At 73.5% G+C, this 25,788-nt stretch carries 21 protein-coding genes; 15 read left to right on the top strand and 6 right to left on the bottom strand.

The window, feature by feature from the left end; translation table 11 throughout:
• Nucleotides 1-13: 13 nt before the first annotated feature.
• Nucleotides 14-652 (top strand): TetR/AcrR family transcriptional regulator, encoded by a 639-nt coding sequence (locus HDG69_RS09835; RefSeq protein WP_171783606.1) that lies wholly within the window; start codon nt 14-16, stop codon nt 650-652.
• A gap of 192 nt (nt 653-844) precedes the next feature.
• Here HDG69_RS09835 and HDG69_RS09840 read toward each other — a convergent pair whose 3' ends face one another.
• On the bottom strand, nt 845-1,672 hold the full coding sequence (locus HDG69_RS09840; RefSeq protein WP_171783607.1) for a CPBP family intramembrane glutamic endopeptidase: 828 nt from the start codon (nt 1,670-1,672) through the stop codon (nt 845-847).
• A 188-nt stretch (nt 1,673-1,860) separates the two neighbouring features.
• Here HDG69_RS09840 and HDG69_RS19570 point away from each other — a divergent pair, with 188 nt between their 5' ends.
• From HDG69_RS19570 to HDG69_RS09855, 3 genes are all read left to right on the top strand, one after another.
• The gene (locus tag HDG69_RS19570; RefSeq protein ID WP_171783608.1) at nt 1,861-2,892 is read left to right on the top strand and encodes a diguanylate cyclase domain-containing protein; all 1,032 of its coding nucleotides are present in this window, start codon (nt 1,861-1,863) and stop codon (nt 2,890-2,892) included.
• A gap of 92 nt (nt 2,893-2,984) precedes the next feature.
• Entirely contained in the window at nt 2,985-4,586 is a 1,602-nt protein-coding gene (locus HDG69_RS09850) for a hypothetical protein (RefSeq protein WP_171783609.1), read from the top strand.
• Between the two features lie 12 nt (nt 4,587-4,598).
• Nucleotides 4,599-6,077: a family 20 glycosylhydrolase gene (locus tag HDG69_RS09855; RefSeq protein WP_171783610.1), complete on the top strand. Its 1,479-nt coding sequence runs from the start codon at nt 4,599-4,601 to the stop codon at nt 6,075-6,077.
• Between the two features lie 18 nt (nt 6,078-6,095).
• Here the strand turns inward: HDG69_RS09855 and HDG69_RS09860 are convergent, their stop codons facing one another.
• Nucleotides 6,096-8,018 carry a dolichyl-phosphate-mannose--protein mannosyltransferase gene (locus tag HDG69_RS09860; protein WP_343036362.1) on the bottom strand — a complete coding sequence of 641 codons (1,923 nt, stop codon included), beginning with the start codon at nt 8,016-8,018 and terminating at the stop codon, nt 6,096-6,098.
• Nucleotides 8,019-8,066: 48 nt separating this feature from the next.
• On the opposite strand from HDG69_RS09860, the gene rsmI reads away from it, so the two are divergent.
• Nucleotides 8,067-8,939, top strand: coding sequence for a 16S rRNA (cytidine(1402)-2'-O)-methyltransferase (gene rsmI / locus HDG69_RS09865; RefSeq protein WP_171783611.1), 873 nt, complete (start codon nt 8,067-8,069; stop codon nt 8,937-8,939).
• Between the two features lie 16 nt (nt 8,940-8,955).
• Here the strand turns inward: rsmI and HDG69_RS09870 are convergent, their stop codons facing one another.
• Complete coding sequence (locus tag HDG69_RS09870) at nt 8,956-10,098, bottom strand: epoxide hydrolase family protein (protein WP_171783612.1); 1,143 nt, start codon at nt 10,096-10,098, stop codon at nt 8,956-8,958.
• A gap of 42 nt (nt 10,099-10,140) precedes the next feature.
• On the opposite strand from HDG69_RS09870, the gene HDG69_RS09875 reads away from it, so the two are divergent.
• Nucleotides 10,141-11,124: a helix-turn-helix transcriptional regulator gene (locus tag HDG69_RS09875; protein WP_216645444.1), complete on the top strand. Its 984-nt coding sequence runs from the start codon at nt 10,141-10,143 to the stop codon at nt 11,122-11,124.
• Between the two features lie 12 nt (nt 11,125-11,136).
• On the opposite strand, the gene HDG69_RS09880 is transcribed toward HDG69_RS09875, so the two are convergent.
• Nucleotides 11,137-11,715, bottom strand: a complete 579-nt coding sequence (locus tag HDG69_RS09880; protein WP_171783613.1) for an isochorismatase family protein — start codon at nt 11,713-11,715, stop codon at nt 11,137-11,139.
• A gap of 127 nt (nt 11,716-11,842) precedes the next feature.
• On the opposite strand from HDG69_RS09880, the gene metG reads away from it, so the two are divergent.
• The 7 genes from metG to HDG69_RS09915 all read left to right on the top strand — a co-directional run bounded on the left by metG (nt 11,843) and on the right by HDG69_RS09915 (nt 20,875).
• Nucleotides 11,843-13,639, top strand: coding sequence for a methionine--tRNA ligase (gene metG, locus HDG69_RS09885; protein ID WP_171783614.1), 1,797 nt, complete (start codon nt 11,843-11,845; stop codon nt 13,637-13,639).
• Nucleotides 13,639-14,700 (top strand): TatD family hydrolase, encoded by a 1,062-nt coding sequence (locus HDG69_RS09890; RefSeq protein ID WP_171783615.1) that lies wholly within the window; start codon nt 13,639-13,641, stop codon nt 14,698-14,700. The genes metG and HDG69_RS09890 overlap by 1 nt, the downstream gene beginning before the upstream one ends.
• 145 nt (nt 14,701-14,845) lie before the next feature.
• Entirely contained in the window at nt 14,846-15,970 is a 1,125-nt protein-coding gene (locus tag HDG69_RS09895; protein WP_343036363.1) for a resuscitation-promoting factor, read from the top strand.
• A gap of 224 nt (nt 15,971-16,194) precedes the next feature.
• On the top strand, nt 16,195-17,505 hold the full coding sequence (locus HDG69_RS19385) for a resuscitation-promoting factor (protein ID WP_281360164.1): 1,311 nt from the start codon (nt 16,195-16,197) through the stop codon (nt 17,503-17,505).
• 211 nt (nt 17,506-17,716) lie between these two features.
• Nucleotides 17,717-19,045 carry a resuscitation-promoting factor gene (locus HDG69_RS09905; protein WP_171783617.1) on the top strand — a complete coding sequence of 443 codons (1,329 nt, stop codon included), beginning with the start codon at nt 17,717-17,719 and terminating at the stop codon, nt 19,043-19,045.
• Between the two features lie 28 nt (nt 19,046-19,073).
• On the top strand, nt 19,074-19,946 hold the full coding sequence (rsmA, locus tag HDG69_RS09910) for a 16S rRNA (adenine(1518)-N(6)/adenine(1519)-N(6))-dimethyltransferase RsmA (RefSeq protein WP_171783618.1): 873 nt from the start codon (nt 19,074-19,076) through the stop codon (nt 19,944-19,946).
• A complete protein-coding gene (locus tag HDG69_RS09915) occupies nt 19,943-20,875 on the top strand; it encodes a 4-(cytidine 5'-diphospho)-2-C-methyl-D-erythritol kinase (RefSeq protein ID WP_171783619.1) in 933 nt (310 codons plus the stop codon). The genes rsmA and HDG69_RS09915 overlap by 4 nt, the downstream gene beginning before the upstream one ends.
• A gap of 35 nt (nt 20,876-20,910) precedes the next feature.
• On the opposite strand, the gene HDG69_RS09920 is transcribed toward HDG69_RS09915, so the two are convergent.
• Entirely contained in the window at nt 20,911-22,221 is a 1,311-nt protein-coding gene (locus HDG69_RS09920) for a hypothetical protein (protein WP_171783620.1), read from the bottom strand.
• A 62-nt stretch (nt 22,222-22,283) separates the two neighbouring features.
• Nucleotides 22,284-23,252 carry an acetylxylan esterase gene (locus HDG69_RS09925; RefSeq protein ID WP_171783621.1) on the bottom strand — a complete coding sequence of 323 codons (969 nt, stop codon included), beginning with the start codon at nt 23,250-23,252 and terminating at the stop codon, nt 22,284-22,286.
• Nucleotides 23,253-23,346: 94 nt separating this feature from the next.
• Here HDG69_RS09925 and HDG69_RS09930 point away from each other — a divergent pair, with 94 nt between their 5' ends.
• Nucleotides 23,347-23,877: a putative immunity protein gene (locus HDG69_RS09930; protein WP_171783622.1), complete on the top strand. Its 531-nt coding sequence runs from the start codon at nt 23,347-23,349 to the stop codon at nt 23,875-23,877.
• Between the two features lie 13 nt (nt 23,878-23,890).
• Nucleotides 23,891-25,753, top strand: a complete 1,863-nt coding sequence (locus tag HDG69_RS09935; RefSeq protein WP_171783623.1) for an ATP-binding cassette domain-containing protein — start codon at nt 23,891-23,893, stop codon at nt 25,751-25,753.
• The last annotated feature ends 35 nt before the right edge of the window (nt 25,754-25,788 follow it).

The following is a 25,788-nucleotide window of genomic DNA, read 5'->3' on the forward strand; positions in this document are numbered from 1 at the left end:
CTACCATGACCCCATGACGACACCGCCCGCGACCGGCACTCTCCGCAGCAGGCGCATCGCGCGTAGTCGGCAGCGCCTTCTCGAGGTCGCGCTGCCGGCGTTCGCCGAACGCGGGTACGACGCGGTGACCGTCGACTGGTTGTGCGAGCAGGCCGAGGTGTCCAAGCGGAGCTTCTTCCGGTACTTCGAGGGCAAGGAAGACCTCGCACTGACCCCGCTGAACGATGTCTGGCGGACCCTGATCGATGACCTCGACGCCGTGCTCGCCCGGAGCGGGCCGTTGCTGGAGGTCGTGGGTGACGCGCTCGTCGAGGTGGTCGACCGCATGCCGGCCGGGTGGGAGCGCCTCGCCGTCCTGAGCGCACGCCTGAGCGGTACCAACCCGGCGATCGACGCAGCGGGGATGGTCGTGTGCGAACGCTTCACGCAGCGCGTGGTCGATGCGATAGCAGCACGGCTCGCCACCGTGCCCGGCGCGGACGTCTCTGCGCGCGTCGTGTGCGCCGTCGCCGTCGCAAGTCACCGGGCCGCCGTCGACACCTGGCAGTCGGCGCCCGACGCCGAGGTGCTCGCCACCCGCGCCGAGCTGTGCGCCTTGCTGCGGGAGTCGTTCGCGGCCGCCCCGGCGGCGCTGGAGGCCCGGCTTCCGTGACGAGCGCGCGGTGCCACATGGTTGACGCCCTGCCGGGCCCGACTTAGGGGGATGAGCCCGGCAGGGCGTCTGATCGCCACGCTAGACACGGAGCGTCAGCGCCCCGTCGGGAACGCCTCAGGGATTGCTCAAGATCGGCGCAGCACGACGGTGCCCCCTGGAGCGGGCACCGGCACCACCGCTGCCCGCGACCTACTCCGGTTCGCGGTGCGACCAGTTCACGTCGCGGGGGTCCAGGAACGCCGCGACGGTCGTGGCCAGCACGAAGGAGCTGATGACGGCCGCCAGCATCAGTCCGCTCTCGTTGCTGGTGCTCAGGCGCTCTCCCAGGACGCTCTGCGCGACCACCTGGAACGCCACGTGGAAGCCGATCGGTGTCCAGAGGCTGCCGGTCTGGATGCGCAGCAGGCCGAGCACCACCCCCACGGCGAAGAACATGACGCCCCGCTCGGCCAGGACGCCCCACCCCTCGGTGGCGACCCACAGCCCGGTACCGAAGACGCTGAACAGGACCGCCTGGACGATCGCCGCGACCCAGGGTGGCATCGCGGTGGTCAGGTTGCGCTGGAGGTGCCCGCGGAAGATCAGCTCCTCCGGCAGCGCCTCGAAGAAGAACACCAGGACGACCCGCAGCGCCGCCCACCCGACGATCGTCGCCCACGGCACCTGGGGCTGCAGGTCCACCCAACCCGTCAGGAGTGCCACGCCGAGCCCGAGCGCGGACGGCAGGGCGAACGCCGCGACACCGACGAGGAACGGCCGGCCCGCCCGCCGCCACGGGTCGAGCCCGAGACCGCCGAAGGGTCGCCGGTCCAGGTGGCGGCGGGCCAGGACGACCATCGGCACGGCCAGGCCACTGATGAGAGCGGCGTTCAGGAACCGCACCGGGATGGTCAGGTCGTCGGCGAAGAGGGCGTCGTTGATCCAGCCCATCGCCGCCCAGATGGCCGTCGCGCCGACGAGGACCGCGAGGAGCCGCACCACCAGGGGAGCACCGCGCGCGGTCGTGGTGGTGGTCATCGGCTGCCTCTCGAGGATCGGTCGGGACGGATCCCACGCTAGGTGGCACGGTCAGACGGCCGGCAGTGCCGGAAGTCACGCCCGGTGGCGTGACCAGCGGGTGAACGATCGTGAACGCCGGTCGAACCTTGCGAGGACTTCCCGGTGGTCTCGACATCTCGCGGCGGCTTCGCGTCATCCTGGGCCGCGTGCATGACGAGATCACCGAAGTCGCCCGGCATCGCCAGGTCCGGGGCGGCACCCGCCTCGCCGGCGTCGTCTCCGACCTCGCCCGCCCCGTGGTCGTCGTGGGGTCGACGACGCCCGTCGGCCAGCTCGAGGTGATGTTCCGCAACCCTGAGCTGGGCTGCGTCGTCGTGGTCGAGGACGGTGGCACCCGCACCGGGATCATCATGCGGTCGGGCCTGACGGCCGCACTGACCGGCCGGCTCGGCTACGGACGAGCCGTGCTCGAGCGCAGGCCGACGTCCGAGGTCACCGACTGGAGCCCGATGGTGGTGCACCCGCACGACGCCGTGTCGTCCGTCGCGACGCGGGCGATGGAACGGTCCGACGCCCGCCGCTACGACGACGTCCTGGTGGCGGCGGAGCAGTGGGCGAGCGCCAGCACCGCGGACCTCATGCGGTCGCTGGTGGCGGCGCTCGCGGACCGTTCCAGCCGTGATCCGCAGACGCGGCTGCCCACCCGGTCGGCGACCTGGCACTCGTTGGCGCGGCGCTGCGATCTCGTGCAGGGAACCCGGACGCGCGTCGTGCTGGTCCTGCTGGACGTGCGCGGCATGTCGGCCCTCAACGCACGGCACGGCTTCGTGGCGGGGGACGCCGTGCTCGTCGACCTCGCCGGTCGGCTCGTCGGAGGGCTGCCCCGGGGGTGCGAGGCGGGGCGGGTCGACGGCGACCGGTTCGCGGTGCTCGCGACCCTGCCGCCCATGGACGACATCCAGGCGGCCGCGTCGGCCGACCATCTGCGCCGCCACGTGCTGGCCAACCTCGCGCAGCCGTCGGCCGCGACGGGCGCCGCGGTCTGGCCGGAGCTGCGTTCCTCGGTCGTGTGGTCGGTGGCCGGCGCGGCCGACGCCGAGGAGCTCGTGCGGGAGGCCGAGTCCCGGCTGGGAGGGTCCGGCAGCCCGGGCGGGTCGCGGGTCGGTCGCACGGCGCCGTCGGCTCCAGGGCCGTCGGAAGGTGCCGGCGACCGTCTACCCCTGCGCCGGGTCGGCTGATCTCGGTCGCGGCGACCTCGCGGCACCGTGCCGCGCCCGAGGATCGTGGACCGGCATCGACCTCCTGCCCGGAATGCGCGAGGATGGGGCACGTGCGTGTACGGAACGCCCGATTCGTCCTGACCTTCTGCTGCGCGGCCGCGTTCGTCGTCGGCTGCGCTCCCGACGACCCTCCGCCCGAACCCGAAGGCCCGGCCGTGACGGCCGTGGTCTCGGGTCCGGTGGGTCATACCCTGCTGCTGCCGGCGGCCGACCCGGCAGAGCTGGCGCTGACGACGAGCCAGCAGATCTTCGAGCGGTCCCCGGTGGCGGTGCTGGCCGAGGGGTACCCCGTCGAGGGTGACCCCGAGGACGACGACGTCGCCGCGGCCGCCGCGGTGCGGGCTGCCCAGGCCTCGGCGGCCGAGGATCTCGGTGCCCCCGCCCTCCTCGTCGGTGGCGCGGTGTCCGCCCACGGGGTCACCGACGAGCTGGACCGCCTGGGCGTCCAGGTGGCCGTCGTCGTGCGTCCGGCGTCCGGCCCCGGCGACGGTGGCGCCGCGGAGCAGGCGGCCGTCGCGGCCGGGGCCGCCGTCGTCGACCTTCGCTCCACCGCCCTGCCGGGCCGCAGCGACGAGCCGGGGGCGCTGAGCGACGCGGAGGCGTCGCGTCTGCGCGCGGACGTGGAGTCTGCGCTGCTCAGCGGGTCGTCCACGGGTGTCGAGGGGTTGCGGGAGGTGCTCGCCCTGACCGACCCGCAGCCCGGCCAGGAGGCCGCCGTCGCGACGCTGCGGGCGGCCGGTGCCGTCGACCACGAGGTGCCGGGCGGGGACATCGCCGCCTCGCCGGAGTCGATCGAGCGGATCGACATGGCGCAGGCCCTCGCCGTGATCGGGGTGGGTCCGTCGTTCGGCGCCGCGGCCGACTTCGGGTGGCGGGTGGCGGCGGCCGAGCGCGGCGACCTGCTGCCGACAGGGACCCAGCACCTGCTCCCGGCGCGCTACGTCACCACCGCGGGGGACCGCCGCGACGAGCCGGCCGACGTCGTCGAGCGGGCGGCGTCCTCCGCCGAGGCCTATGCGGACCTGGAGGGCGGCCCGGTGGTCCCGACCGTCGTCGTGCAGGCCAGCGCGCGGGCCGGGCACCCGGGGGAGGACGGCGACTGGGTCGCCGAGGAGCCGCTCGCGGAGCTGGAGCCGCTGGTGGACGCGGCGCTGGCGGCCGACCAGTACGTGCTGCTCGACGTCGGCGCGGGGGCCTCGACCCTGCTCGAGGAGGTCGAGCCGCTCACCGAGCTGCTGCGACGACCGGGGGTGGGGGTTGCTCTGCACCCCGAGCAGCGCCGGTCGGACGGTGGGCTCCCCCCGGGACAGGTGCCGGTGGACGAGGTGGAGGCCGTGATCACCTATATTGAAGGTGTGGTTACTAATCACGGTCTGCCCCCGACGACGGTGGTCGTGCACCAGACGCGGCCGGAGTCCGTCGTCGACCGTGAGCGCCTCGCCGACGTGGCCGCCGCCACGGACGCGGTCGAGATCGTCCTCGCCGCGGACCGCACCGGCGGACCGACGACCACCGAGTGGGTGTGGGGCCGTGTGACCGACGACGTCCCTGACGGGGTGCACGCCGGCTGGGCGGGGCCCGTCTACCCCCCGACCCAGGCGGCAGACCTCGTCCCCACGGACCCGGCACCGCTCTTCGTCGCGGGGTCCTGACCAGGAGAACCCATGCTGCCCCTCATCCCGTGGCCCACCGAGGTCGTCGAGCCCGCTGCGACCGCAACCGGCCCCGCAGCCCTCGCGCTGCCCGCCGTGCGGGTCGACGCCCCGGCCGGCCTGACCGCCGTCGTCGCCGAACTGGTCGCGGCCGCCGGGGTCCCGGTGTCCGACCACGACACGGACGGACCCGCCGTCCCGTTCACGCTGCGCCTGGACCCGGCCGGCGGCCCCACCGGCAGCGACGGCTCGCAGAGCCCGGAGCGCTACACGCTGCAGGTGACCGCCGCGGGTATCGAGGCGACCGCGCCCGAGCCGGTCGGTCTGCTGCACGCCGCACGGACCCTCCGCCAGCTCGTGGTCCGGCCGGCCGACGGCGCGGCGGGCGGGACGCCGTCGACCGTGCCCGTCGTCGTCGTGCGCGACGCCCCGAGGCACTCCTGGCGCGGGCTCTCGTTCGACGTCGTGCGCCACTGGTTCGGCCCCGACGACATCCGGGCCGTCGTCGACCTCGTCGGCGCGTTCAAGCTGCGCGTGCTGCACCTGCACCTCACCGACGACCAGGGCTGGCGCATCGAGATCCCGTCCCGGCCCGAGCTGGAGAAGGCCTCCGACAACCAGGTCGGCGGTGGGTCGGCCGGCTACCTCACCGCCGACGACTACCGCGATCTGCAGGAGTACGCCGCAGCCCGGTTCATCACGATCGTGCCCGAGTTCGACATGCCCGGGCACGTCAACGCCGCCACGCACGTCTACGGCGCGCTCACCGCGGACGGCCTGGCGACCGACGCCTACGACGGCATCGAGGTCGGATTCTCCCGGCTGTGGTTCGACAACCCGGCCACCGAACCGTTCCTGCGGGACGTCATCGGCGACCTGGCCCGCATGACCCTCGGAGAGTGGGTGCACGTCGGGGGCGACGAGGTCCTCACGATGGACCACGCCGAGTTCGCGAAGTTCGTCGACCTCGCGCAGCAGATCGTCCGGGAGCACGGCAAGACGCCGGTCTTCTGGCAGGAGGGTGCCCGCGGACCGGTGGAACCGGGCACGTTGCTGCAGTACTGGGAGCCCAAGGGCGAGGAGTTCGACCGGTTCGTCGCCGCGGCGCACGCCGGGGCACGCTTCATCATGTCGCCCGGCAACCATGCCTACCTCGACATGAAGTACACCCCCGAGCACCCGCTCGGTCTGCACTGGGCCGGCTACGTGGAGCTGCGGGACTCCTACGACTGGGAGCCCACGACGGTCATCGACGGACTGCCGGCGTCCGCCGTGGAAGGGGTGTCGGCGGCGGTCTGGACCGAGACTCTCACCACCCGCGACGAGCTGTTCTCCATGCTGCTGCCGCGGCTCGGCGCCGTCGCCGAGGTCGCCTGGACGAGCCCGCAGGCCAAGGACTTCGACGCGTTCGCGGCACGCACGGCCGCCCAGGCGCCGTCCTGGCGGGCAGTCGGCTGGACGTACCACCCCACCCCGCAGGTCACCTGGTAGCCGCGGCCCGGCGCGGGGTCAGACCCAGTTGCGGAACCGGATGACCTCGCGCCAGTAGTCGTAGGGCACCTGCATCGCCGACCAGAACGGGTAGAAAGCCACCGAGACGGCCGCGATCACCAGCAGGACTCCGGCGATCAGCCCGATCGCGCCGCCGCGACCCCGACCGCGTGCCGTGCGCTCCAGCGCGACCACCATCGGGTACAGGAGCGTCAGGATCACCCACGGGGTGAAGACGATCGAGTAGAACGCGAAGATCGTCCGGTCGGTGTACAGGAACCAGGGAGCCCAGCCCGCGATCGTGCCGGACAGCACCGCGAGCGCCCGCCAGTCCCGCAGCCAGACCCCGAGCACGATCGTCACGACGATCGCGATCGCCGCGAGGAACCACAGCAGCGGGTTGCCGAGCGCGGTCACCGCGACCGCGCACGCGCCGTCGGCGTCCACCGGGCACCCCTCCTGCCCCGGGGCGGACCGCTCCCAGAAGAAGGACGTGGGGCGCCACTGCACGATCCAGCCCCACGGGTGCGCGGCGTACGCGTGCTCGGAGTCGAGACCCGTGTGGAAGCCGAGCATCTGCTGGTGGTAGTGCCAGAGGCTCTCCAGCCAGTCCGGCACCCAGGTCGCCTGGTCGGGGTTGTCCGTCGCCCAGGTGCGGTAGTAGCCCGGTGCGGCCGACCCGGCGCTCGCGATCCACGACCACCACGAGGCCACGTAGGTGACGAGCGCGACCGGCACGACCTGGACGAAGGCGTAGGGGGCGTCGAACGCCAGCGCCTTCACCGTCCCGTGCGGGATGCCGGCCCGGCGCCGTGCCGTCACGTCCCACAGCACGGTCAGGAGACCGAACACCGCGACGAACCACAGCCCGGACCACTTGACCCCGCAGGCGAGACCCAGAGAGACCCCCGCGGCCAGGCGCCACCACCGGGCGCCGAGCCAGCGCGGCGCCTCGCTCAGGCTGCCACCGGACCCGACGACCGCGGCGACCCCGGCCGCCAGCCGTCGTCGGGCCTGCTCCCGGTCCAGCAGCAGGCAGCCGAACGCCACCAGGACCCAGAACATGAGGAACTGGTCCAGCAACGCCGTGCGCGAGTGGACGATCGCCTGGCCGTCGATCGCCAGCAGGAACCCCGCGGCGAGGCCCATCACCGTGCTCGAGAACAGCCGCCGCGCGATGCGGGCCAGCAGCAGCACCGCGAGGATGCCGACGACGGCGCTCGCCAGGCGCCACGCGAAGGGGTCGGTCGCCCCGCCGCCGGCCTCCATGCCGAGCCAGATCATCCACTTGCCGACCGGCGGGTGGACCACGTAGGCGGCCTGGTCGAGATAGGTGTCGACGTCCCCCGCCTCGAACGCCGGGTCGGGGTCGTCGGGCCACTGCCGCTCCGAGCCCTCGCGCCCGAGGGTGTAGGCGTCCTTGACGTAGTACGTCTCGTCGAAGACGAGGGTGCCCGGCTTGCCCAGCTCCCACAGCCGGGCCACCGCGGCGAGGAGCGTGATCATCACGGCTCCCGCCCAGCCGAGGGCGCGGGCCTGCCGCGTGGCGCCGAGAGCCAGTCGCCGTTCGCCGAGCAGGCGCACGAGCAGCGTGCGCTCGGTCGTGGCCGGCTCGTCACGCATCCCGGTCGGACCCTCCGCCTGCGCCGGTCCCTCGGTGCCCGACGGCGGCAGGTCCGGCGGGTCGGCGGCCGGGGCAGCGCTCCCAGCGGGCGTCGTCCCCGCGCGCGGCCCGGCATGCTGGCCCCCGCTCTGCCCGACGCTCGGCACGGCGCCGGTGAGGGCGCGGATGGCGCCGGTCACGACCGGGATGCCGCGCGTGTCCGTGCGACGGTGCCCGTGGACGTCCCGTCGCGAGGGGTACTGCTGGCGGGGCTCCGAAGGCGTGTCGACCGCAGGGGTGTCACCGGTGGTCGGGGCGTCGGCATCGGGGGCGCTCACCTCGGCCACTTTAGGGGGTCATGACGCTCCCGTGGGACAGTGGGCCGCATGAGTCGTCTCGCCGAGGCCGGGTCCGTCGTGCTGGCCGCCACCCCTATCGGCAACGTCGAGGACGCCTCGCCCCGGCTGCTGCGTCTGCTGCAGGAGGCCGACGTCGTCGCCGCCGAGGACACCCGCCGCCTGCACGGCCTGGCCGGCCGGCTCGGGATCACGGTCGGCGGGCGCGTCGTGTCCTACCACGAGCACAACGAGCGTGACCGCGCCGACGACCTGCTGGACGTCGTCGACGAGGGCGGGACCGTCGTCGTCGTCACCGACGCGGGGATGCCTGCCGTGTCCGACCCCGGGTTCCGACTGGTCGAGCGGGCCGTCGAACGCGGGCTGCCGGTGACGGCCGCGCCGGGGGCGTCGGCCGTGCTGACGGCGCTCGCGCTGTCCGGTCTGCCCACCGACCGGTTCACGTTCGACGGGTTCGTCCCGCGCAAGTCCGGCGACCGGGCGCGGTGGCTCGGGGCGCTGGCGTCCGAACCGCGCACCATGGTGCTCTTCGAGGCGCCGCACCGCGTCGTCGAGACGCTCGCGGCGATGGCCGAGGCGTTCGGCGTCGACCGTCCCGCAGCCGTGTGCCGTGAGCTGACCAAGACCTACGAGGAGGTGCTGCGCGGCACCCTCGGCGAGCTCGCGGCGCTCGCGGGGGAGCGGGCCGCCGACGGCGCCGCGCTGCGCGGCGAGATCTGCCTCGTCGTCGGCGGGGCGCCGGCGGCAGGGGCGCCCCGCGTGGAGGACCTGGTCCCCGAGGTGCTCGACCGGGTGGCGGCGGGTGAACGGCTCAAGGCCGCGGTGGCCGAGGTCGCCACCGCGGCCGGGGTTCCCAAGCGGGACCTCTACGCGGCGGCCCTGGCCGCGCGCGCATCGAGGTAGGGCGCCGCCGCGAAGGTCAGGAGAGGTTGCGGAAGAACGCGCGGAGATCGTCCGCGAGCAGCTTCGGCTCCTCCATCGCGGGGAAGTGGCCGCCCTCGGTGAACTCGCTCCAGTGGCCGGCCGCGTTCCACGGGTCCAGCACGCGACGCAGGAGCGGATGGGTGTCGAACACCGCCCATCCGGACGGGACGTCGGCGGCCATGGTCCACCCGAGCTCCGAGTGCTCGCCCTCGTAGTAGAACTGTGCGCTCGACGCACCGGCCCGTGTGAACCAGTAGAGGCTGATGTTCGTCAGGAGCTGGTCGCGGTCGACCGACTCGTCGGGCGTCCGGTGGGTGCCGGTGGTCCCGGTCGCGAACTTCTCGGCGATCCACGCCAGCTGGCCGACCGGTGAGTCGGAGAGAGCCGCACCGATGGTGTCCGGGCGGTGGTTCTGCATCTCGAGGTACCCGCGGTCGGCCGCGGCCTCCGCGCGCACCGCCTCGATCTGCGAGACCTCGTCGTCGGACAGTCCGTCGGGCCAGGGGAGCTTGTCGCCCACGAACCCGAGCAGCCGGCGTTCGACGGCGGTGTGCGTGCCGACGACTCGCTCCGGGTAGAGCGCGGCGAGGCGGCCGGTGATGCCGGAGCCGATGTCGCTGCCGTGGGCCGCGAACCGTTCGTAGCCGAGGCGCGTCATGATCTCGGCGTAGGCGTCCGTCGTCCGCGCGAGCTCCCAGCCTGTTCCCGACAGCGGCGTGGAGAAGCCGAAGCCCGGCGGCGACGGGATGATCACGTGGAAGTCGTCGGTCAGCAGCGGGATCAGGCGCTGGTACTCGACGAACGAGCCCGGCCATCCGTGGTGGAGGACGAGCGGGGTCGCGTCCGGGTTCGTCGACCGCACGTGGACGACGTGGAACGTCTGGCCGTGGACGACCGTGGTGAGCTGGTCGTGCTCGTTGAGCGCCGCCTCCTGCGCGCGCCAGTCGAACCCGTCGAGCCAGTACGCGGTGAGCTCCTGCAGGTACGCCTGCGGGATGCCGCGGCTGAAGTCGGTGCGGTCGTCCCGGCCCGGGACGGGGTGCGGCCAGCGGGTCTGTGCGAGCCGGTGGCGCAGGTCGTCGACGTCGGCCTGCGGGATGTCGATGCGGAAGGGTGTGAGGGCTGTGTTCTCGGTCATGAGGATCACGTTCGCAGCCGATGCGGCGGGTTTTCTTCCGCAATGGCTGAGATGATCGGGAACGTGTTGGAGACCTCGGCCCGCCTGCTCGAGCTGCTGTCGTTGCTCCAGGTCCGGCACGTCTGGACGAGCGCCGAGCTCGCCGACCGGCTCGGTGTGAGCACGCGGACCGTGCGTTCCGACGTCGGCAAGCTGCGGTCGCTCGGCTACCCGGTGGACGCGCGCCCCGGCGTCGCGGGCGGGTACCGGCTGGCCGCCGGGACGGCGATGCCCCCGCTGCTGCTCGACGACGACGAGGCGGTCGCCGTCGCCGTCGCGCTGGGTGTGGTCGCGACCCGGCGGATCGGGGTGGAGGAGACCTCGCTCACCGCGCTCGCGAAGCTGGAGCAGGTGCTGCCCTCGCGCCTGCGTCGGCGGGTCGAGGCGGTCCGTGAGGCGACGAGCGTCGTCGCCCGGGTCGACCCTCCGCTCGACCTCGCGGTGCTCGGCGCCGTCGCCGCGGCGATCCGCGGCCATGAGCGGCTGCGGTTCGGGTACACGAAGCCCGGGGGCAGCGAGGAGGCGCGGCTCACCGAGCCGCAACGGCTCGTGACCTGGGGGCCGTACTGGTACCTGCTCGCGTGGGACCTGCACCGTGACGACTGGCGGGTCTTCCGCGTCGACCGCATGATCCCGCACGCACCCACGGGAGCACGGTTCCGGCCGCGAGCGATCCCGGAGGACAAGGTCGTCGAGTACGTCGTCGGCCGCGTCAGCAGAGGGGCCTGGAAGTACCGCGCCCGGGTGCTCGTGCACGCTCCGGCCGCTCAGGTCGCCACGAGGCTCGTCGTCCCGGTCGACATCGAGCCGGTCGACGACTCCACCTGCTGCGTCGAGCTGGGCGCCGACGACCCGGACGGTCTCGCGCTGTGGTTGACCCAGCTGGACGTCGACCTCGAGGTGCTCGACGGCGACGAGCTCGCCGCGGCGTTCGACCGCCTCGCGACGCGGTTCCGCCGCGCGGCGGGTGGCGCCACCACGAGGTGACGCGCGGACGTGCTACCGGGCCTCGCCGGACTCGGCGAGCTCGACCCCGGCGGCAGCCATCTCGTGGCGTGCCTGCTCACCGAGCTCCGGGGAGACCGGCGCCGTGAGGTCGGTCAGGACGCGAGCCGCGAACCCGAGGCGGGCCGCGTCCAGCGCCGTGTGCTTGACGCAGTGCGACTCGGCCAGGCCCACCACGTCGACCGCGTCCACCCCGGCCTCGCGCAGCACGTCCACGAGCCGACGGCCCTCGGCGTCCGCGCCGTCGAACCCGGAGTACCCGTGGTCGTACTGGCCCTTGAGGACGGCGACGTCGGCGGCCAGGTCCGCCAGCGCGGGGTGCAGGCGGGCGTTCGGCGAACCCGCGACGCCGTGCACCGGCCAGGAGTCGACGAAGTCCGGGGCGTCGCTGAAGTGTTCGCCGGGGTCGATGTGCCAGTCCTGGGTGGTGACGACCAGCCCGTACCGGTCGCGGTGCGCCCCGGCGAAGGCGGCGACGTCCTCCGCGACCCGGTGGCCGCCGTCCACGCCGAGCTCGCCGCCCTCGCAGAACGTGGGCTGGACGTCGACGACGAGAAGTGCGCGCGTGCTCATCCCTCCACTGTGCCACCCTCCACCCCGCGAGATCGACCTACCCGTCGTGAGATCGACCTACCGTGGGTCGATCTCACGACGGGTAGGTCGATCTCGCGGCACGGCCCGGGCCAGTAGGATTCGGGCCATGACCCACATCCTCTCGGCCGTGGCATGGCCCTATGCCAACGGTCCGCGGCACATCGGCCACGTCGCCGGCTTCGGCGTTCCCTCCGACGTCTTCAGCCGGCACATGCGGATGGCGGGTCACGACGTCCTGATGGTCTCCGGGACCGACGAGCACGGCACCCCGATCCTCGTCCAGGCCGAGTCCGAGGGCGTCACGCCGCAGGAGCTCGCGGACCGCTACAACCGCGTCATCGTCGAGGACCTCACCTCCCTCGGCCTCAGCTACGACCTGTTCACCCGGACCACGACGCGCAACCACTACGCCGTCGTGCAGGAGATGTTCCGCACCGTCCACAAGAACGGATACATGGTCGAGAAGTCGACCATGGGCGCGATCTCGCCGTCCACGGGCCGCACGCTGCCCGACCGCTTCATCGAGGGCACCTGTCCCATCTGCGGCTACGACGGCGCGCGCGGCGACCAGTGCGACAACTGCGGCAACCAGCTCGACCCCATCGACCTGAAGAACCCGCGCAGCCGCATCAACGGCGAGACGCCGAAGTTCGTCGAGTCGAACCACTTCTTCCTCGACCTCCCGGCGTTCGTCGACGCGCTGTCCTCCTGGCTCGAGGGCCGCGACGGCTGGCGGCCCAACGTGCTGAACTTCAGCCGCAACCTGCTCGACGACGTGCGCCCGCGGGCGATGACGCGCGACATCGACTGGGGCATCCCCGTGCCGCTCGAGGGCTGGGAGGACAACCCCTCCAAGCGGCTGTACGTGTGGTTCGACGCCGTGATCGGCTACCTGTCCAGCTCGATCGAGTGGTCCCGGCGCCGGGGCGAGCCCGAGGCCTGGCGCCAGTGGTGGACCAACCCGGACGCCCGCTCGTACTACTTCATGGGCAAGGACAACATCACGTTCCACTCCCAGATCTGGCCGGCGGAGCTGCTGGCGTACGACGGCGGCGGGAACCGCGGGGGCGAGCCGGGCCCGTTCGGCTCGCTGCAGCTGCCGACCGAGGTGGTCTCCAGCGAGTTCCTCAACGTCGAGGGTCAGAAGTTCTCCTCCTCCCGCGGCGTGGTCATCTACGTGCGCGACATGCTGGCCCGCTACCAGCCGGACGCGTTCCGGTACTACGTGGCGGCGGCAGGCCCGGAGAACCAGGACGTGGACTTCACCTGGGAGGGCTTCCTGCGCCGCACCAACGACGAGCTGGTGGCGGGCTGGGGCAACCTGGTCAACCGCACCGCGAGCATGGTGCACAAGAACTTCGGGCAGATCCCGACGCCGGGAGAGCTGGCGGACACCGACCGCGACGTCCTGGCGTCCACGCGCAAGGCGTTCGGCGACATCGGGTCGCTCATCGAGTCCAACCGGCAGCGCCCCGCGATCGCCGAGGCCATGCGCGTCGTCGGTGACGTCAACCGGTACGTCTCCGAGACAGAGCCGTGGAAGCTCAAGACGGACCCGGACCGCCTGGCCACCGTGCTGCACACCACGACGCAGGCCGTCAGCGACTGCAACACGCTGCTCGCGCCGTTCCTGCCGCACTCCGCCCAGGCGATCCACGAGACGCTGGGCGGCACGGGCGAGTTCGCCCCGCAGCCGCGCATCGAGGAGGTCACCGACCTCGACGACGACTCGCGGCACTACCCGGTCATCACCGGCGACCACGACGGCGGCTACCGGTTCCCGGCCTGGGCGTCGAGCCCGGTGGCGACCGGGACCCCGATCCCCAAGCCGAAGCCGGTGTTCACCAAGCTCGACGACTCGATCGTCGACGAGGAGCTGGAACGCCTGCGCGAGAAGGCCTGATGGGTCGCTCGAAGCGTGAGCGGGGATTCCCGCCCGACCCGGAGCCGCTGCCGCTGCCGGTGGTCGACAACCACACGCACCTGGACGCGATCGGCGAGCTGGTCTCCGAGTCCGTCGACCATGCCGTCCTGACCGTCGAACATGCCCTGGACGCCCGTCTGGCAGAGCGGACGGGCCGCCACGACATGGTCGGCGGGCAGCTGGCCCATGCGGCGGCCTGCGGCGTCGACCGGGTGGTGCAGGTCGGGAGCGACCTGCCCTCCATCGAGTGGACCGAGGCCCTGCTGCGCCTGCTCGACGCCGAACATGCCCTGTCGACCGCCGACCATGTCGTCAGCGACCGTCCGGTCCCACAGACGGGCGCTGATGACATGTTCGGCACCAGGGCGGTGCTCGGGGCGGTGGCGATCCACCCCAACGAGGCTGTGCTGCACGCCGGCGTCCGCGAGGTGGGCCCCGACGGGCTCGAGCCGGCACCGCAGCCCCACCACGCCACGGGGCTCGACGACGCGATCGCCCGGGTGGCGCAGGTCGCCCGGGACAACCCGCGCGTCCGGGCGGTCGGCGAGACGGGGATGGACCTGTTCCGCACCGGGCCGCTGGGCGAGCAGGTGCAGCGCGAGGCCTTCCGGGCGCACGTCGCGCTCGCCAAGGAGCTCGGCCTGGCGATGCAGATCCACGACCGCGACGCGCACGCCCAGGTGATCGAGGTCCTGCTGGCCGACGGTGCGCCCGAGCGCACCGTGTTCCACTGCTACAGCGGCGACGCCGAGATGGCCACGCTCGCCGCGGAGCACGGCTGGTACCTCTCGTTCGCGGGCCCGGTCACGTACCCGAAGAACGACCACCTGCGTGCGGCGCTGCGCACCGTGCCCCTCGAGCTGGTGCTCGTCGAGACCGACGCCCCGTACCTGCCGCCGCACCCCTTCCGGGGCCGGCCCAACGGCCCCTACGTCGTCGCGCACACCGTGCGGGCCATGGCCGAGATCCTGCAGCGGCCGCTCGAGGACGTCTGCCGGGCGCTCTCGACGAACGCCGAGCGCGTCTACGGATCGTGGTGAACCCCTGTCGCTCCGCACCGGCTTCGGCTACGGTCTGGTGATCGTGGCGAGGCGTGAGCGAGGACGACGGCGACAGGCCGCCTCTCGTCGTCCTTCGGAGCAGTTCGTCGGTCGCCGCGGACCGCTCGGCCAGGTGTCCAGGAACGTGCTGCAGGCACTCGTGGTGGTCGCGGTCGCGATCGGCTCGTACGGTGTGGTCGACGCCCACCGCGAGCTGGTCGTCGACGTCGACGGCAGGGTCCAGACCCTCGACGGGTACGGCCGGACAGTCGGCGAGGTGCTGGCCTTCCACGACATCCGCCCCGGCCCGGACGACCTCGTCCAGCCGGCCGCCTCGTCCCCCGCCCCGCGCGGTGGCGAGGTCGTGGTGCGGTCCAGCAAGGAGGTCACCCTCGAGGTCGACGGCGAGGCCTCCACGTTCACGACGACGGCGCACACGGTGGGCGAGCTGCTCGCCGCGCTCGGCCCCCGAGGGGACGGCGCGGTGACGTCGGCCTCCCGCAGCGATCCGCTCGGTCGTGGGCCGGTCCGGGTCTCGACCCGCAAGACCGTCTACGTCTCGGTGGACGGATCGGTGCTGCCGCTGCGGACGACCGAGGCGACCGTCCGCGACGTGCTCTCGGAGGTCGAGATCTCGCTCGGGGACGAGGACCGGACGTCCGTGCCGCTCGGAGCGGCAGCGGTCGACGGCATGGTGGTGGTCGTCAACCGGGGTGAGACCACCGCCGACACCGTGACCGAGGTGCTCCCGTTCGACACGGAGCGCATCGAGTCCGAGGAGCTCCCGAAGGGCCACGAGACGGTCCGCACGCGCGGCGTGCCGGGGGAGCGGGTGACCACCTACGAGATCCGCACCCTCGACGGCGCCGAGGTCGCGCGGACGGTGGTCGAACGGTCGGTCACGGTGGAACCGGTCGACGAGGTCGTGGTGGTCGGCACGCTCGACGTGTCCCAGGTGCAGGCGGACCCGGGCTCGGCCCGCGCGCTGGGCCGGGCGCTGGCCGCGGAGCGTGGGTGGGGCGACGACCAGTTCGTCTGTCTCGACAAGCTGTGGACCAAGGAGTCGAACTGGCGCTGGAACGCCGCGAACCCCTCCAGCAGCGCGTACGGCATCCCGCAGGCGCTGCCCGGCTCGAAGATGGCCTCGGCGGGCTCGGACTGGCGGACCAACCCGGCGACGCAGATCACGTGGGGTCTCGGCTACATCGCGGGGCGGTACGGCACCCCGTGCAGCGCCTGGAACCACTCGATGTCCGTCGGGTGGTACTGACGGCCCGTCCCCGGCCGCGAGCCGGGCGATCCTGTGACATCGATCGCGGAACCACGGTGAACTTTCCCGGCGTACCACGCCGTAGCCGGGCATACGTACCACAACCGGCCTTGGATAAAGATCACGATGCGGTTACGGTCGTCGGAGCCACCGGATCGACCGCAGGCCCGACCGCCAGTCGGGAGCCGCCGTCGTAACCGGGACCACCGACGTCTGGAATCCCCTTGAACGACTGGCCCGACGACTCCGTCACGCCGCCCGCTGCCCCTGACGATGCAGCACCCGCCTCCGAGCCTGCGGCCGCCGCCGCCCCGGCGACCGCCCTGCGCCGCCGCCGGTGGCCGCTGGTCGCCATGGTGGTCGCGCTGAGCGTCATGGTCGCCGGCGGCGTCAGCTTCGCCGTCGTGGAGCAGCTCCGCAAGGACGTCACCCTCGACGTCGACGGCGAGCTGGTCTCCGTGACGACCTACGCCAGCACCGTGGACGACGTGCTCGTCGAGGAGGGTGTGCGCGTCGGCGACAACGACGAGATCACCCCCGCCGCGGGCGAGGAGCTGCGTGACGGTGCCGTCGTCCAGGTCCGGTACGGCCGCGAGCTCACCGTCGAGGCCGACGGCGAGGAGCAGGACGTCTGGGTCGCGGCGCTCGACGCCGACGACGCGCTGCAGCAGCTCGCCCATCGCGACGAGCAGGTCCGCCTGCTGCCCTCGCGGTCCGCGGACCGAGCGTCGCTGCCCATCCGCCTGGACGCCGACCGGCCGGTCGCGCTGGTGGTCGGCGGCGAGGAGAGCGTGGTCGACGACGGTGCCCGCACGCTGACGGAGCTGTTCGAGGCCGAGTCCGTCGAGATCGACGCCGACGACCGCGTGCACGTCGACCGGGTCGAGCCCGAGACCGCGTCGGACCCGTCCGTGCGGGTCGTGGTCCAGGTGGTCGACGTCGAGGAGGTCACCAAGACCAAGAAGATCGACTTCGAGACCGTCACCGAGAAGGACGCCGACCGCTACAGCGACCTCGGTTCGACCGTGTCCCAGAAGGGCAAGAAGGGCGAGCGGACCATCGTCCGGCTCGTGACCCGTGTCGACGGTGAGGTCGAGTCGCGCGAGAAGCTCTCCAGCGAGGTGACCACCGAGCCGGTGGACGAGATCGTCGTCGTCGGCACCAAGGAGCGCCCCGAGCCGGAACCCGAGCCCGAGCCGGAGCCGGCGTCGTCCGGCAGCTCGTCGTCCGGCAGCTCGTCGTCGGGTTCGGGCGGGTCGTCCTCGAGCTCGAGCGGCTCCTCCGGCGGCAGCGCCCCCTCGGGCGTCTGGTCCCAGCTCGCCCAGTGCGAGTCGGGAGGCAACCCGTCGACCAACACCGGCAACGGCTACTACGGGATGTACCAGTTCTCGCTGCCGACCTGGCAGGCGGTGGGTGGCTCCGGGCTGCCCTCGGACGCCTCGGCCGCCGAGCAGACCAAGCGGGCGAAGATCCTGCAGCAGCGTGCCGGCTGGGGCCAGTGGCCGCACTGCGCCAGCAAGCTCGGCCTGCTCTGACCTGAGGCCGCCTCGGCAGCGACGGCTCGTCGGCGTGTGCCCGACGTGTGAAGGCACGTGAAGTCGTCGTGCCGAGGCGCTCAGGTGTGACGCAGACCGTCTTGCGTCAGATCACGAATCAGTTACGGTCGGGTGTCGTTCGCGCCCTCGGCCAGTTCTTGCCGTAGAGGCCTGACCCCTACGGTCGCACCCCCCACCCTTCTGGAGATCCATGACCTCCGCACCGGAGAACCACGAGCCCCGGCCCAGCACGGCCGAGACCCGCGCCGTCACCCGGACCCGCCGCACCCGGCGTCGTCGGGCGATCGTCGCCACCGTCGCCGGCGGCGCCCTCGTCCTCGGCGGCGGGTCCGCCGTCGCCGTCTCCCAGGCCTACAAGACCGTCACGCTCGACGTCGACGGCGAGACCCGGACGGTCGGCAGCTTCGCCGGCGACGTCGACGGGCTGCTCGCCGCCGAGGGTGTCGCCGTCACCGACCGCGACCTCGTCACCCCCGCCCTCGGCGACCCGCTCACCGGTGGGAGCGACGTCGTCGTGCGCACCGGCAAGGAGATCGACGTCGAGATCGACGGCGAGGCCACGTCTACCTGGGTCACCGCCCTGGACGCCCACGAGGCCCTCGACCTGCTCGCCCAGCGCGGCAGCGACGTCGCCCTCGTCGCCTCGCGGTCGGACGACCGGACCGAGCTCGGCCTGCAGGTGCACGACGGGGACCAGGTCGCCGTCGTGCACGGCGGCACGGTGGACGTCGTCGACGGCTCCGACGACCTCGACACGGTCCTGGCCGCCGCCGAGGTCGAGGTGGACGACGACGACAACGTCACCGTCGCCCGGGCCTCCGACACCGGCGTCGACGCCGACAGCCTCCCGGACGGCACCGACGTGCCGCAGGTCGCCGTCGTCGTCGAGCGCGTCGAGGTCGAGCAGGTGACCAAGGTCAAGGAGATCGAGCACGAGACCCGGACCAAGAAGAGCGACCAGCGCTACGAGGACCTCGACCCCAAGGTGCAGCGCGAGGGCCGTCCCGGCTCGCGCACCGTCGTGCGGGAGATCACCACGGTCGACGGCGAGGAGGTCTCGAACAAGAAGATCGCCTCGATGGTGACCGCGGAACCGGTGACCGAGGTCCTCGTCCAGGGGACCAAGGAGCGCCCGGAGCCCGAGCCCGAGCCGGAGCCCGAGACCGCGTCCGGCTCCTCGTCCGAGTCGTCCGCGGACAGCTCGTCGACCAGCTACTCCGGGTCGAACCGCGAGATCGGCCAGCGCATGGCCGCCGACCGCGGCTGGACCGGCAGCCAGTGGACGTGCCTGGAGAACCTGTGGACCAAGGAGTCGAACTGGTCGCACACGGTCGCCAACCCGTCCTCCGGCGCCTACGGCATCCCGCAGTCGCTGCCGGGCAACAAGATGGCCGCCGCCGGCGCCGACTGGCAGACCAACCCTGCCACCCAGATCACCTGGGGCCTGGACTACATCGCCGGCCGCTACGGCACCCCGTGCGGCGCCTGGGGCCACTCGCAGGCGAACAACTGGTACTGACCCGTCCGGTCGGGCGATACTCAGCCCCATGACTGACACCCCTGGCGCCCTGCTCGGCCCTGCGGAGATCCGCGAGCTGGCAGGGCGTCTCGGCGTCCGGCCCACCAAGACGCTCGGGCAGAACTTCGTGCACGACGGCGGCACGGTCCGCAAGATCGTCCGTGCGGCCGGGGTGGAGCCCGGGGACCGTGTCGTGGAGGTGGGCCCGGGCCTCGGCTCGTTGACCCTGGGCCTGCTGGAGGCCGGGGCGTCGGTCGTGGCGGTCGAGATCGACCCGGTCCTGGCCGGGCAGCTCCACACCACGGTGCACGGCCACGCCCCCGACGCGGACCTGGAGCTGGTGACCGCCGACGCCATGGACGTCACCGACCTGCCCGGTGCGCCGCCGTCGGCGCTCGTGGCGAACCTGCCCTACAACGTGGCCGTGCCGGTGCTGCTGACGTTCCTGCAGCGTTTCGACTCCCTGCGCTCGGTGCTCGTCATGGTGCAGGCCGAGGTGGCCGACCGGCTCGCCGCCCCGCCCGGCTCCCGGACCTACGGGGTGCCGTCGGCCAAGGCCGCCTGGTACGGCGCCGCCCGCCGGTCGCTGACGATCAGTCGCCACGTGTTCTGGCCGGTGCCGAACGTGGACTCGGCGCTCGTCGAGATCGTGCGGCACGACCCGCCGGTCACGACCGCGACCCGCGAGGAGGTCTTCCGGGTGGTCGACGCCGCGTTCGCCCAGCGCCGCAAGACCCTGAGGGCCGCGCTGTCCGGGCTGTTCGGCTCGGGTCCGGCCGCCGAGGAGGCGCTGCGGGCCGCGGGCGTCGACCCGTCGCTGCGTGGCGAGCGGCTCGCGATCGCGGACTTCGCCCGCATCGCCGAGCGCCTGGGCGCCGAGGCTGGCACGGTGGACGCGTGAGCCACCTCGCCGCCGCCCCCGCGCCGTCCGTCCGTGTGCGCGCCCCCGGGAAGATCAACCTCACGCTGCGCGTCGGACCGGTGGCCGAGGACGGCTACCACCCGCTGGTCACCGTGTTCCAGGCGGTAGCCCTGCACGAGGAGGTCACCGCGACCGAGGTCCCCGAGGGCGCCGGCATCTCGCTGACGGTCGAGGGGCCGCAGGCCGAGCGCGTCCCCCTCGACTCCACCAACCTGGCCTGGCAGGCCGTCGAGGCGATCGCCCGGCACGTCGGGCTCGATCCCAGCGTCGCGCTGCACATCGCCAAGGGCGTGCCCGTGGCGGGTGGGATGGCCGGCGGGTCCGCCGACGCGGCCGCCACCCTGCTGGCCTGCGACACCCTGTGGGGGACCGCGTTGCCGCGCGAGGAGCTGGCCGGCCTGGCGGCGACGCTCGGGTCCGACGTGCCTTTCGCGCTGCTGGGCCACACCGCCGTCGGGACCGGGCGCGGGCACCTGCTCACCCCGGCGATGACCCGCGGCGAGTTCCACTGGGCGTTCGCGACGCGTGACGAGGGACTCTCCACCCCCGAGGTGTACCGGCGGTTCGACGAGCTCACCGGCCCGACCGCCCCGTCGGTGGGCGACGCCGACGACAACGGGCTCATGCAGGCCTTGCGCGCGGGGGACGCCCGGGCCCTCGGCGCGGCGCTGCAGAACGACCTGGAGGCCGCGGCGCTCGACCTGCGCCCCGAGCTGGCGCGCACCCTGGAGATCGCCCAGGACGGTGGCGCCCTCGGGACCATGGTCTCCGGGTCGGGGCCGACGGTCGCGGCCTTGGCACGCTCGCGTCAGCACGCGCTCGCGCTGGCCGCGACCTGGACGGCCGAGGACGCGGCCGACGCCGTGTGGTGCACGACGGGTCCGGCGTCGGGAGCACGCGTCCTGTGACGCACCGCCCCACCGCGTAGCGCGGGGACCGCGCGCTATGACTCCGCGGTCGGATGGCCCTGCCCGGCAGGGAGCGGGGTCACCGGCCCGCCGTCGGCCGTGTGACCGACGACGACGGCACGGCTCATGACCGGGCCGGAGCCGTCGTCCTCCCAGGCCGGCAGCGCGGCAGCGGTCCCCGGGAGCTGCTGCACCCCGTCGGCAGTGAGCACCTCGACCTCGGTGATGCCGGGCCCGCCGACGACGACGAGCTGCGGGTGCGAGGTGCCGAGCTGCTCGGGCTCGAACCACCGGGCCGCGAGCACGGGGCCGCGGCGCTCGCCCGCGTGGACCAGGCCGGGCGGCTGACCCGCGCCGAGGCGCACCACGCGCGTGGAGGCCCCGGTGGCACCGGGCAGGTTCAGGCCGCCCACGACCACCCAGGACGGGTCCCGTCCGCCCGTGCCGTCCGCCTGGACGGCCACCACCATCACGCTCCGGCCGTCCTCGAGCTCGACCGGCTCCCACAGCGCGGCCAGCGGCAGCGCCGACCCGCTGGTCCGGGGCCGGGCATCCTCGTAGGCGTCGCGCAGGGCCCTCTCGGTCCGGGCGCTCGTGACGGGGTCGTCGAGCGCCTGCCACAACGCGTCGTCCCGGACGGCCACGGTCCTGCCGGACTCGGTGAGCACCAGACCCTGGTACTCCTCGCGGCCGTGGGCGAAGGCCTGCTCGTGCCGGATGACGCCGGGTGGTGCGCCGAGGACGAGGCCGTCGTGCACCGCGACGGCCTCGTCCTGGCCGGCGACCCGCACGGAGTCCACGACGTCCGAGGTCTCGGCGAGGAGCAGGACACCGTCCCTCGGCGAGATCGCGGCGTCGCCCGGCCACGCGATGGCCTCGGACACGAGGGTGTAGTCGCCCGTGCGCTCGCCGTCGGACCCGACCGGGGCCACGGCCGCGGCGAGCTGGTTGAAGGACTGGAGGAGGAGGAGCCGAGCGGTGCCGAGCTCGCCGGCCTCGTCGCGCAGGTGCTCGCGGGCGTACGGCAGGTCGCGTGCCTCGACGTCCCCGGCCCACATCAGCTGGATCTCGCGGCCCATCTCCGGGGGCTTCGTCTCACCGCCGGCGGGCACGGCCCGCCAGACCTCGGCGGCCGCCTCGGCCTCCGGCTCCCAGCCGCCCGCCGCGACGAGGTCGCCGCGTGCCGGGTAGCCCGTGTGGGTGGAGGCGACGACCGGGTCCGGCGCTTCCTCGCCGCCGCGGTCCACCACGGCCACGACGGCCACCGCACCCAGCACCACGATGCCGACCAGCGCCACCACGACGCGTGGCCTGCGCCACCAGGCCGCCTGGTCCTTCGTGCGCACGAGATGTCGTCCTTCCTGTCGGTGATCGGTCCGGTGTCCGTGACCAGGTGTCGTCGGTGCGCTCAGACGTGCTTGCGCAGCCAGGCCAGGGTGGGGGCGAACCGGTAGTGCTGACCACCCTCGTGCCCGTTGTACGGGTAGACGTCGATCTGCTTCTCGGCCGCACCCCAGGCGTTGTAGGCGGCGTACACGGTCGAGGGCGGGCACACGGCGTCCATGAGGGCCACCGAGAACAGCCCGGCGGCCTGCGCGCGCCGCGCGAAGGAGACCCCGTCGAGGTACGACAGCGTGCGCCACACGGCGTCCTCGTGCTCCCGGTGCACCGACAGGTACTGGGTGATCTCCCCGTACGGGAACGCGTCGGTGATCTGCACGGCTCGCCGGAAGTGGCTGAGGAACGGCACGTTCGGCGCCGCGGCCGCGACGTCGGGCAGCAGGCCCGCCACGGCGATCGCGATACCGCCGCCCTGGCTTGTCCCGGCGACCGCGACGCGCCCCGGGTCGATCCCGTCGACCTGCCGCACGGCGTCGACGGCGCGCACCCCGTCGGTGAAGACCCGGCGGTAGTAGTGCTCGGCCGGGTCGACGATGCCGCGGGTCAGGAACCCGGGGGAGGCCGGGGCATGGCCCACCGGGTCCGGGGTGTCGCCGCCGGAGCCCCAGCCGGAGCCCTGCCCCCGAGTGTCCATGACGAGGTGGGCGAAGCCGGCGGCGGCGAGCCCGAGCTGCTCGTGGGGCAGGCCGCGGCCGCCGCCGTAGCCGACGAACTCCACGACGGCGGGCAGCGGGCCCTCGGCCCGCGCCGGTCGCACCAGCCACGCCTTGACCGGGTGGCCGCCGAACCCGGGGAACGTCACGTCGTCGACGGTGATCTCCGTCAGGCCGGTGTCGACCCGCGCGACCTCGACGCCGTCCCCGTGCCCGCGGGCCTCCGCGATGGTGCCGGACCAGAACGCGTCGAAGTCGGCGGGCTCGTCGATCTCGGGGGCGTACTGCTCGAGCTCGGGCAGCGGAAGGTCGAACTGGGCCATCGGTGGTCCTCCGTACGTGGCGCGTCGGTGCTGCCCAGCACTCTATCGCCGCCGGTCAGGTCGCTGCGGGGACCGGTGGTGCGATGATCGCCGGGTGCCTGGAGATTTCGAGCTGACGGCCGACGAGCTGCGTGCCGTGGTCCACTTCGCGGCCGGCTCCGCGCAGCAGGTCCTGCCCCTGTTCGAGGAGGTCCGGCCCGACGACGGCCGCCCCCGTGAGGCGCTCGCCGCCGCACGAGCGTTCGTCGACGGGGCGCCGCGCAGCAGGCGGCAGCGGCTCAGCGCGACGGACGCGCACCGGGCCGCCCGGGAGGCGCCGACCGAGGTCTCACGGCTGGCCGCGCAGGCTGCCGGCGACGCACCGGCCGCGGCCTACCTGCACCCGATCGCGAGGGCGCACCAGGTCGGGCACGTGCTGCGCGCCGCGGCGAACGCCGCCCGCATCGCCGAGATTCAGGCGGGAGAACGGCCCGCCGCCGCCGAGCGCGAGATCGCGCTCGCGTGCGCCCGGGCCGGAGGCGTCGTCGTCGACGTGCTGCGCCGGTACCCGCCGGCACCACCCGGCAGGAGCCGAGCCGCACGACTCCTGGCCGAGCTGGACGGCGCTCTGCGGTCGTCCGGGTGACTACCCTTCTGGGGTGGCTCATCTTCTCGGTGCTGACGGCATCTCCCTGACCATCGGCACCCGCACCCTGCTCGACGGCGTCTCCCTCGGCCTCGACGACGGCGACCGCATCGGCGTCGTCGGCCCCAACGGTGCGGGCAAGTCCACCCTGCTGCGCCTGCTGGCCGGGACCGCGGCGCCCGACGGCGGTCGGGTCACCCGGGTGGGCGGCTCCCGGCTCGGGATGCTCGACCAGCGCGACGAGGCCCGCCCCGGCGCCACGGTGCTGGACCTGGTCCACGGTGACGACGCCACCCACCAGTGGGCCTCGGACGCCCGCATCCGTACCGTCCACGCCGGGCTGCTCGCCGACCTCGACCTCGACCAGCCGGTCTCGACGCTCTCCGGCGGGCAGCGGCGTCGAGCGGCGCTCGCCGCCCTGCTGGTGACCGACCCCGACGTCATGCTCCTCGACGAGCCGACCAACCACCTCGACGTCGAGGGGGTCGCGTGGCTGGCCGAGCACCTGGCGAACCGGTACGGGACGGCCGGGCGTCCCTCCGGTGGGCAGGGTGCGCTCGTCGTGGTCACCCACGACCGGTGGTTCCTGGACGCCGTCTGCTCGCGCATGTGGGAGGTGCGCGGAGACGGCACGGGCGCCGTCGACGGCTACGAGGGCGGGTACGCCGCCTACATCCTGGCGCGCGCCGAGCGCTCCCGGCAGGCGGCGACCGCCGCGGAGAAGCGCAACAACCTGCTGCGCAAGGAGCTCGCCTGGCTCAAGCGTGGTGCACCCGCCCGCACCTCCAAGCCGAAGTTCCGGCTCGACGCCGCGGCCGCGCTCATCGACGACGAGCCGCCGCCGCGCGACACCCTCGAGCTCACCCAGATGGCCACCAAGCGGCTCGGCAAGGACGTGCTCGACCTCGAGGACGTCACCGTCTCCGTCCCGCAGCCCGACGGCGGCCGGCGGACGCTGCTCGACGACGTCACGTGGCGCCTCGGGCCCGGCGACCGCTACGGGCTGGTCGGTGTCAACGGTGCGGGCAAGACGACGGTGCTCGCGCTGCTCGCCGGGCGTCGAGAACCGGACGGCGGGCGCGTGCGACGTGGCAAGACCGTCGAGGTCGCCGAGCTCACCCAGGAGGTCACCGAGCTCGACGAGGTCGGTCATCTCACGGCCGTGCAGGTGGTCGACTCCGAGAAGCGCACCGTCGTGGTGGACGGCAAGGAGATGACGGCCGGGCAGCTCACCGAGCGGCTCGGGTTCACCCGCGAGCGGGCCCACACGCCCGTGCGCGACCTGTCCGGTGGGGAGCGGCGCCGTCTGCAGCTGCTCCGCCTGCTGGTCTCCGAGCCCAACGTGCTGCTGCTGGACGAGCCCACCAACGACCTCGACACCGACACCCTGGCCGCGGTGGAGGACCTGCTCGACGGCTGGCCGGGCACGCTCATCGTGGTCTCGCACGACCGGTACCTGCTGGAGCGGGTGTGCGACCGGCAGTGGGCGCTGCTCGGGGACGGCACGCTCCGGGACCTGCCGGGTGGCGTGGAGCAGTACTTGTCCCTACGCCGCGCTGCGGCGTCGGGCGCGGCGGGGTCGAGCGGGTCAGGACTACCGCGCGGCGGCGAGTCGGCGTCGGGACCCGGGGCGGGCAGCACCGCCGGGCCGAAGGCGTCGGCGGCGGACCAGCGGGCCGCGAAGAAGGCCGTGCAGCGCCTCGAGAAGCGGCTGACCCGGCTGGCGGCGGAGGAGGCGAGGCTGCACGAGCAGATGGCGGCCGACCCGACGGACTTCGAGGCGACGGCGAAGCTCGACGCGCGGCTGCGGGAGCTGCTCGCCGAGAAGGACGAGGTCGAGACGGAGTGGCTGGAGGCCGCCGAGCTCGCCGAGTAGCGGCGGGCGACGGCGCCTGGGCGCCGTCGCCCCCC

Source organism: Isoptericola halotolerans (genome assembly GCF_013149785.1).
In the GTDB taxonomy this organism is placed as follows: Bacteria; Actinomycetota; Actinomycetes; order Actinomycetales; family Cellulomonadaceae; genus Isoptericola; species Isoptericola halotolerans.

Coding starts and splice junctions, on each gene's coding strand:
- HDG69_RS09835 (WP_171783606.1), top strand. CDS start 14: ATGACGACACCGCCCGCGACCGGCACTCTCCGCAGCAGGCGCATCGCG.
- HDG69_RS09905 (WP_171783617.1), top strand. CDS start 17,717: ATGACCTCCGCACCGGAGAACCACGAGCCCCGGCCCAGCACGGCCGAG.
- HDG69_RS09880 (WP_171783613.1), bottom strand. CDS start 11,715: ATGAGCACGCGCGCACTTCTCGTCGTCGACGTCCAGCCCACGTTCTGC.
- HDG69_RS09840 (WP_171783607.1), bottom strand. CDS start 1,672: ATGACCACCACCACGACCGCGCGCGGTGCTCCCCTGGTGGTGCGGCTC.
- metG (WP_171783614.1), top strand. CDS start 11,843: ATGACCCACATCCTCTCGGCCGTGGCATGGCCCTATGCCAACGGTCCG.
- HDG69_RS09875 (WP_216645444.1), top strand. CDS start 10,141: ATGGCTGAGATGATCGGGAACGTGTTGGAGACCTCGGCCCGCCTGCTC.
- HDG69_RS09890 (WP_171783615.1), top strand. CDS start 13,639: ATGGGTCGCTCGAAGCGTGAGCGGGGATTCCCGCCCGACCCGGAGCCG.
- rsmA (WP_171783618.1), top strand. CDS start 19,074: ATGACTGACACCCCTGGCGCCCTGCTCGGCCCTGCGGAGATCCGCGAG.
- HDG69_RS09925 (WP_171783621.1), bottom strand. CDS start 23,252: ATGGCCCAGTTCGACCTTCCGCTGCCCGAGCTCGAGCAGTACGCCCCC.
- rsmI (WP_171783611.1), top strand. CDS start 8,067: ATGAGTCGTCTCGCCGAGGCCGGGTCCGTCGTGCTGGCCGCCACCCCT.
- HDG69_RS09855 (WP_171783610.1), top strand. CDS start 4,599: ATGCTGCCCCTCATCCCGTGGCCCACCGAGGTCGTCGAGCCCGCTGCG.
- HDG69_RS09870 (WP_171783612.1), bottom strand. CDS start 10,098: ATGACCGAGAACACAGCCCTCACACCCTTCCGCATCGACATCCCGCAG.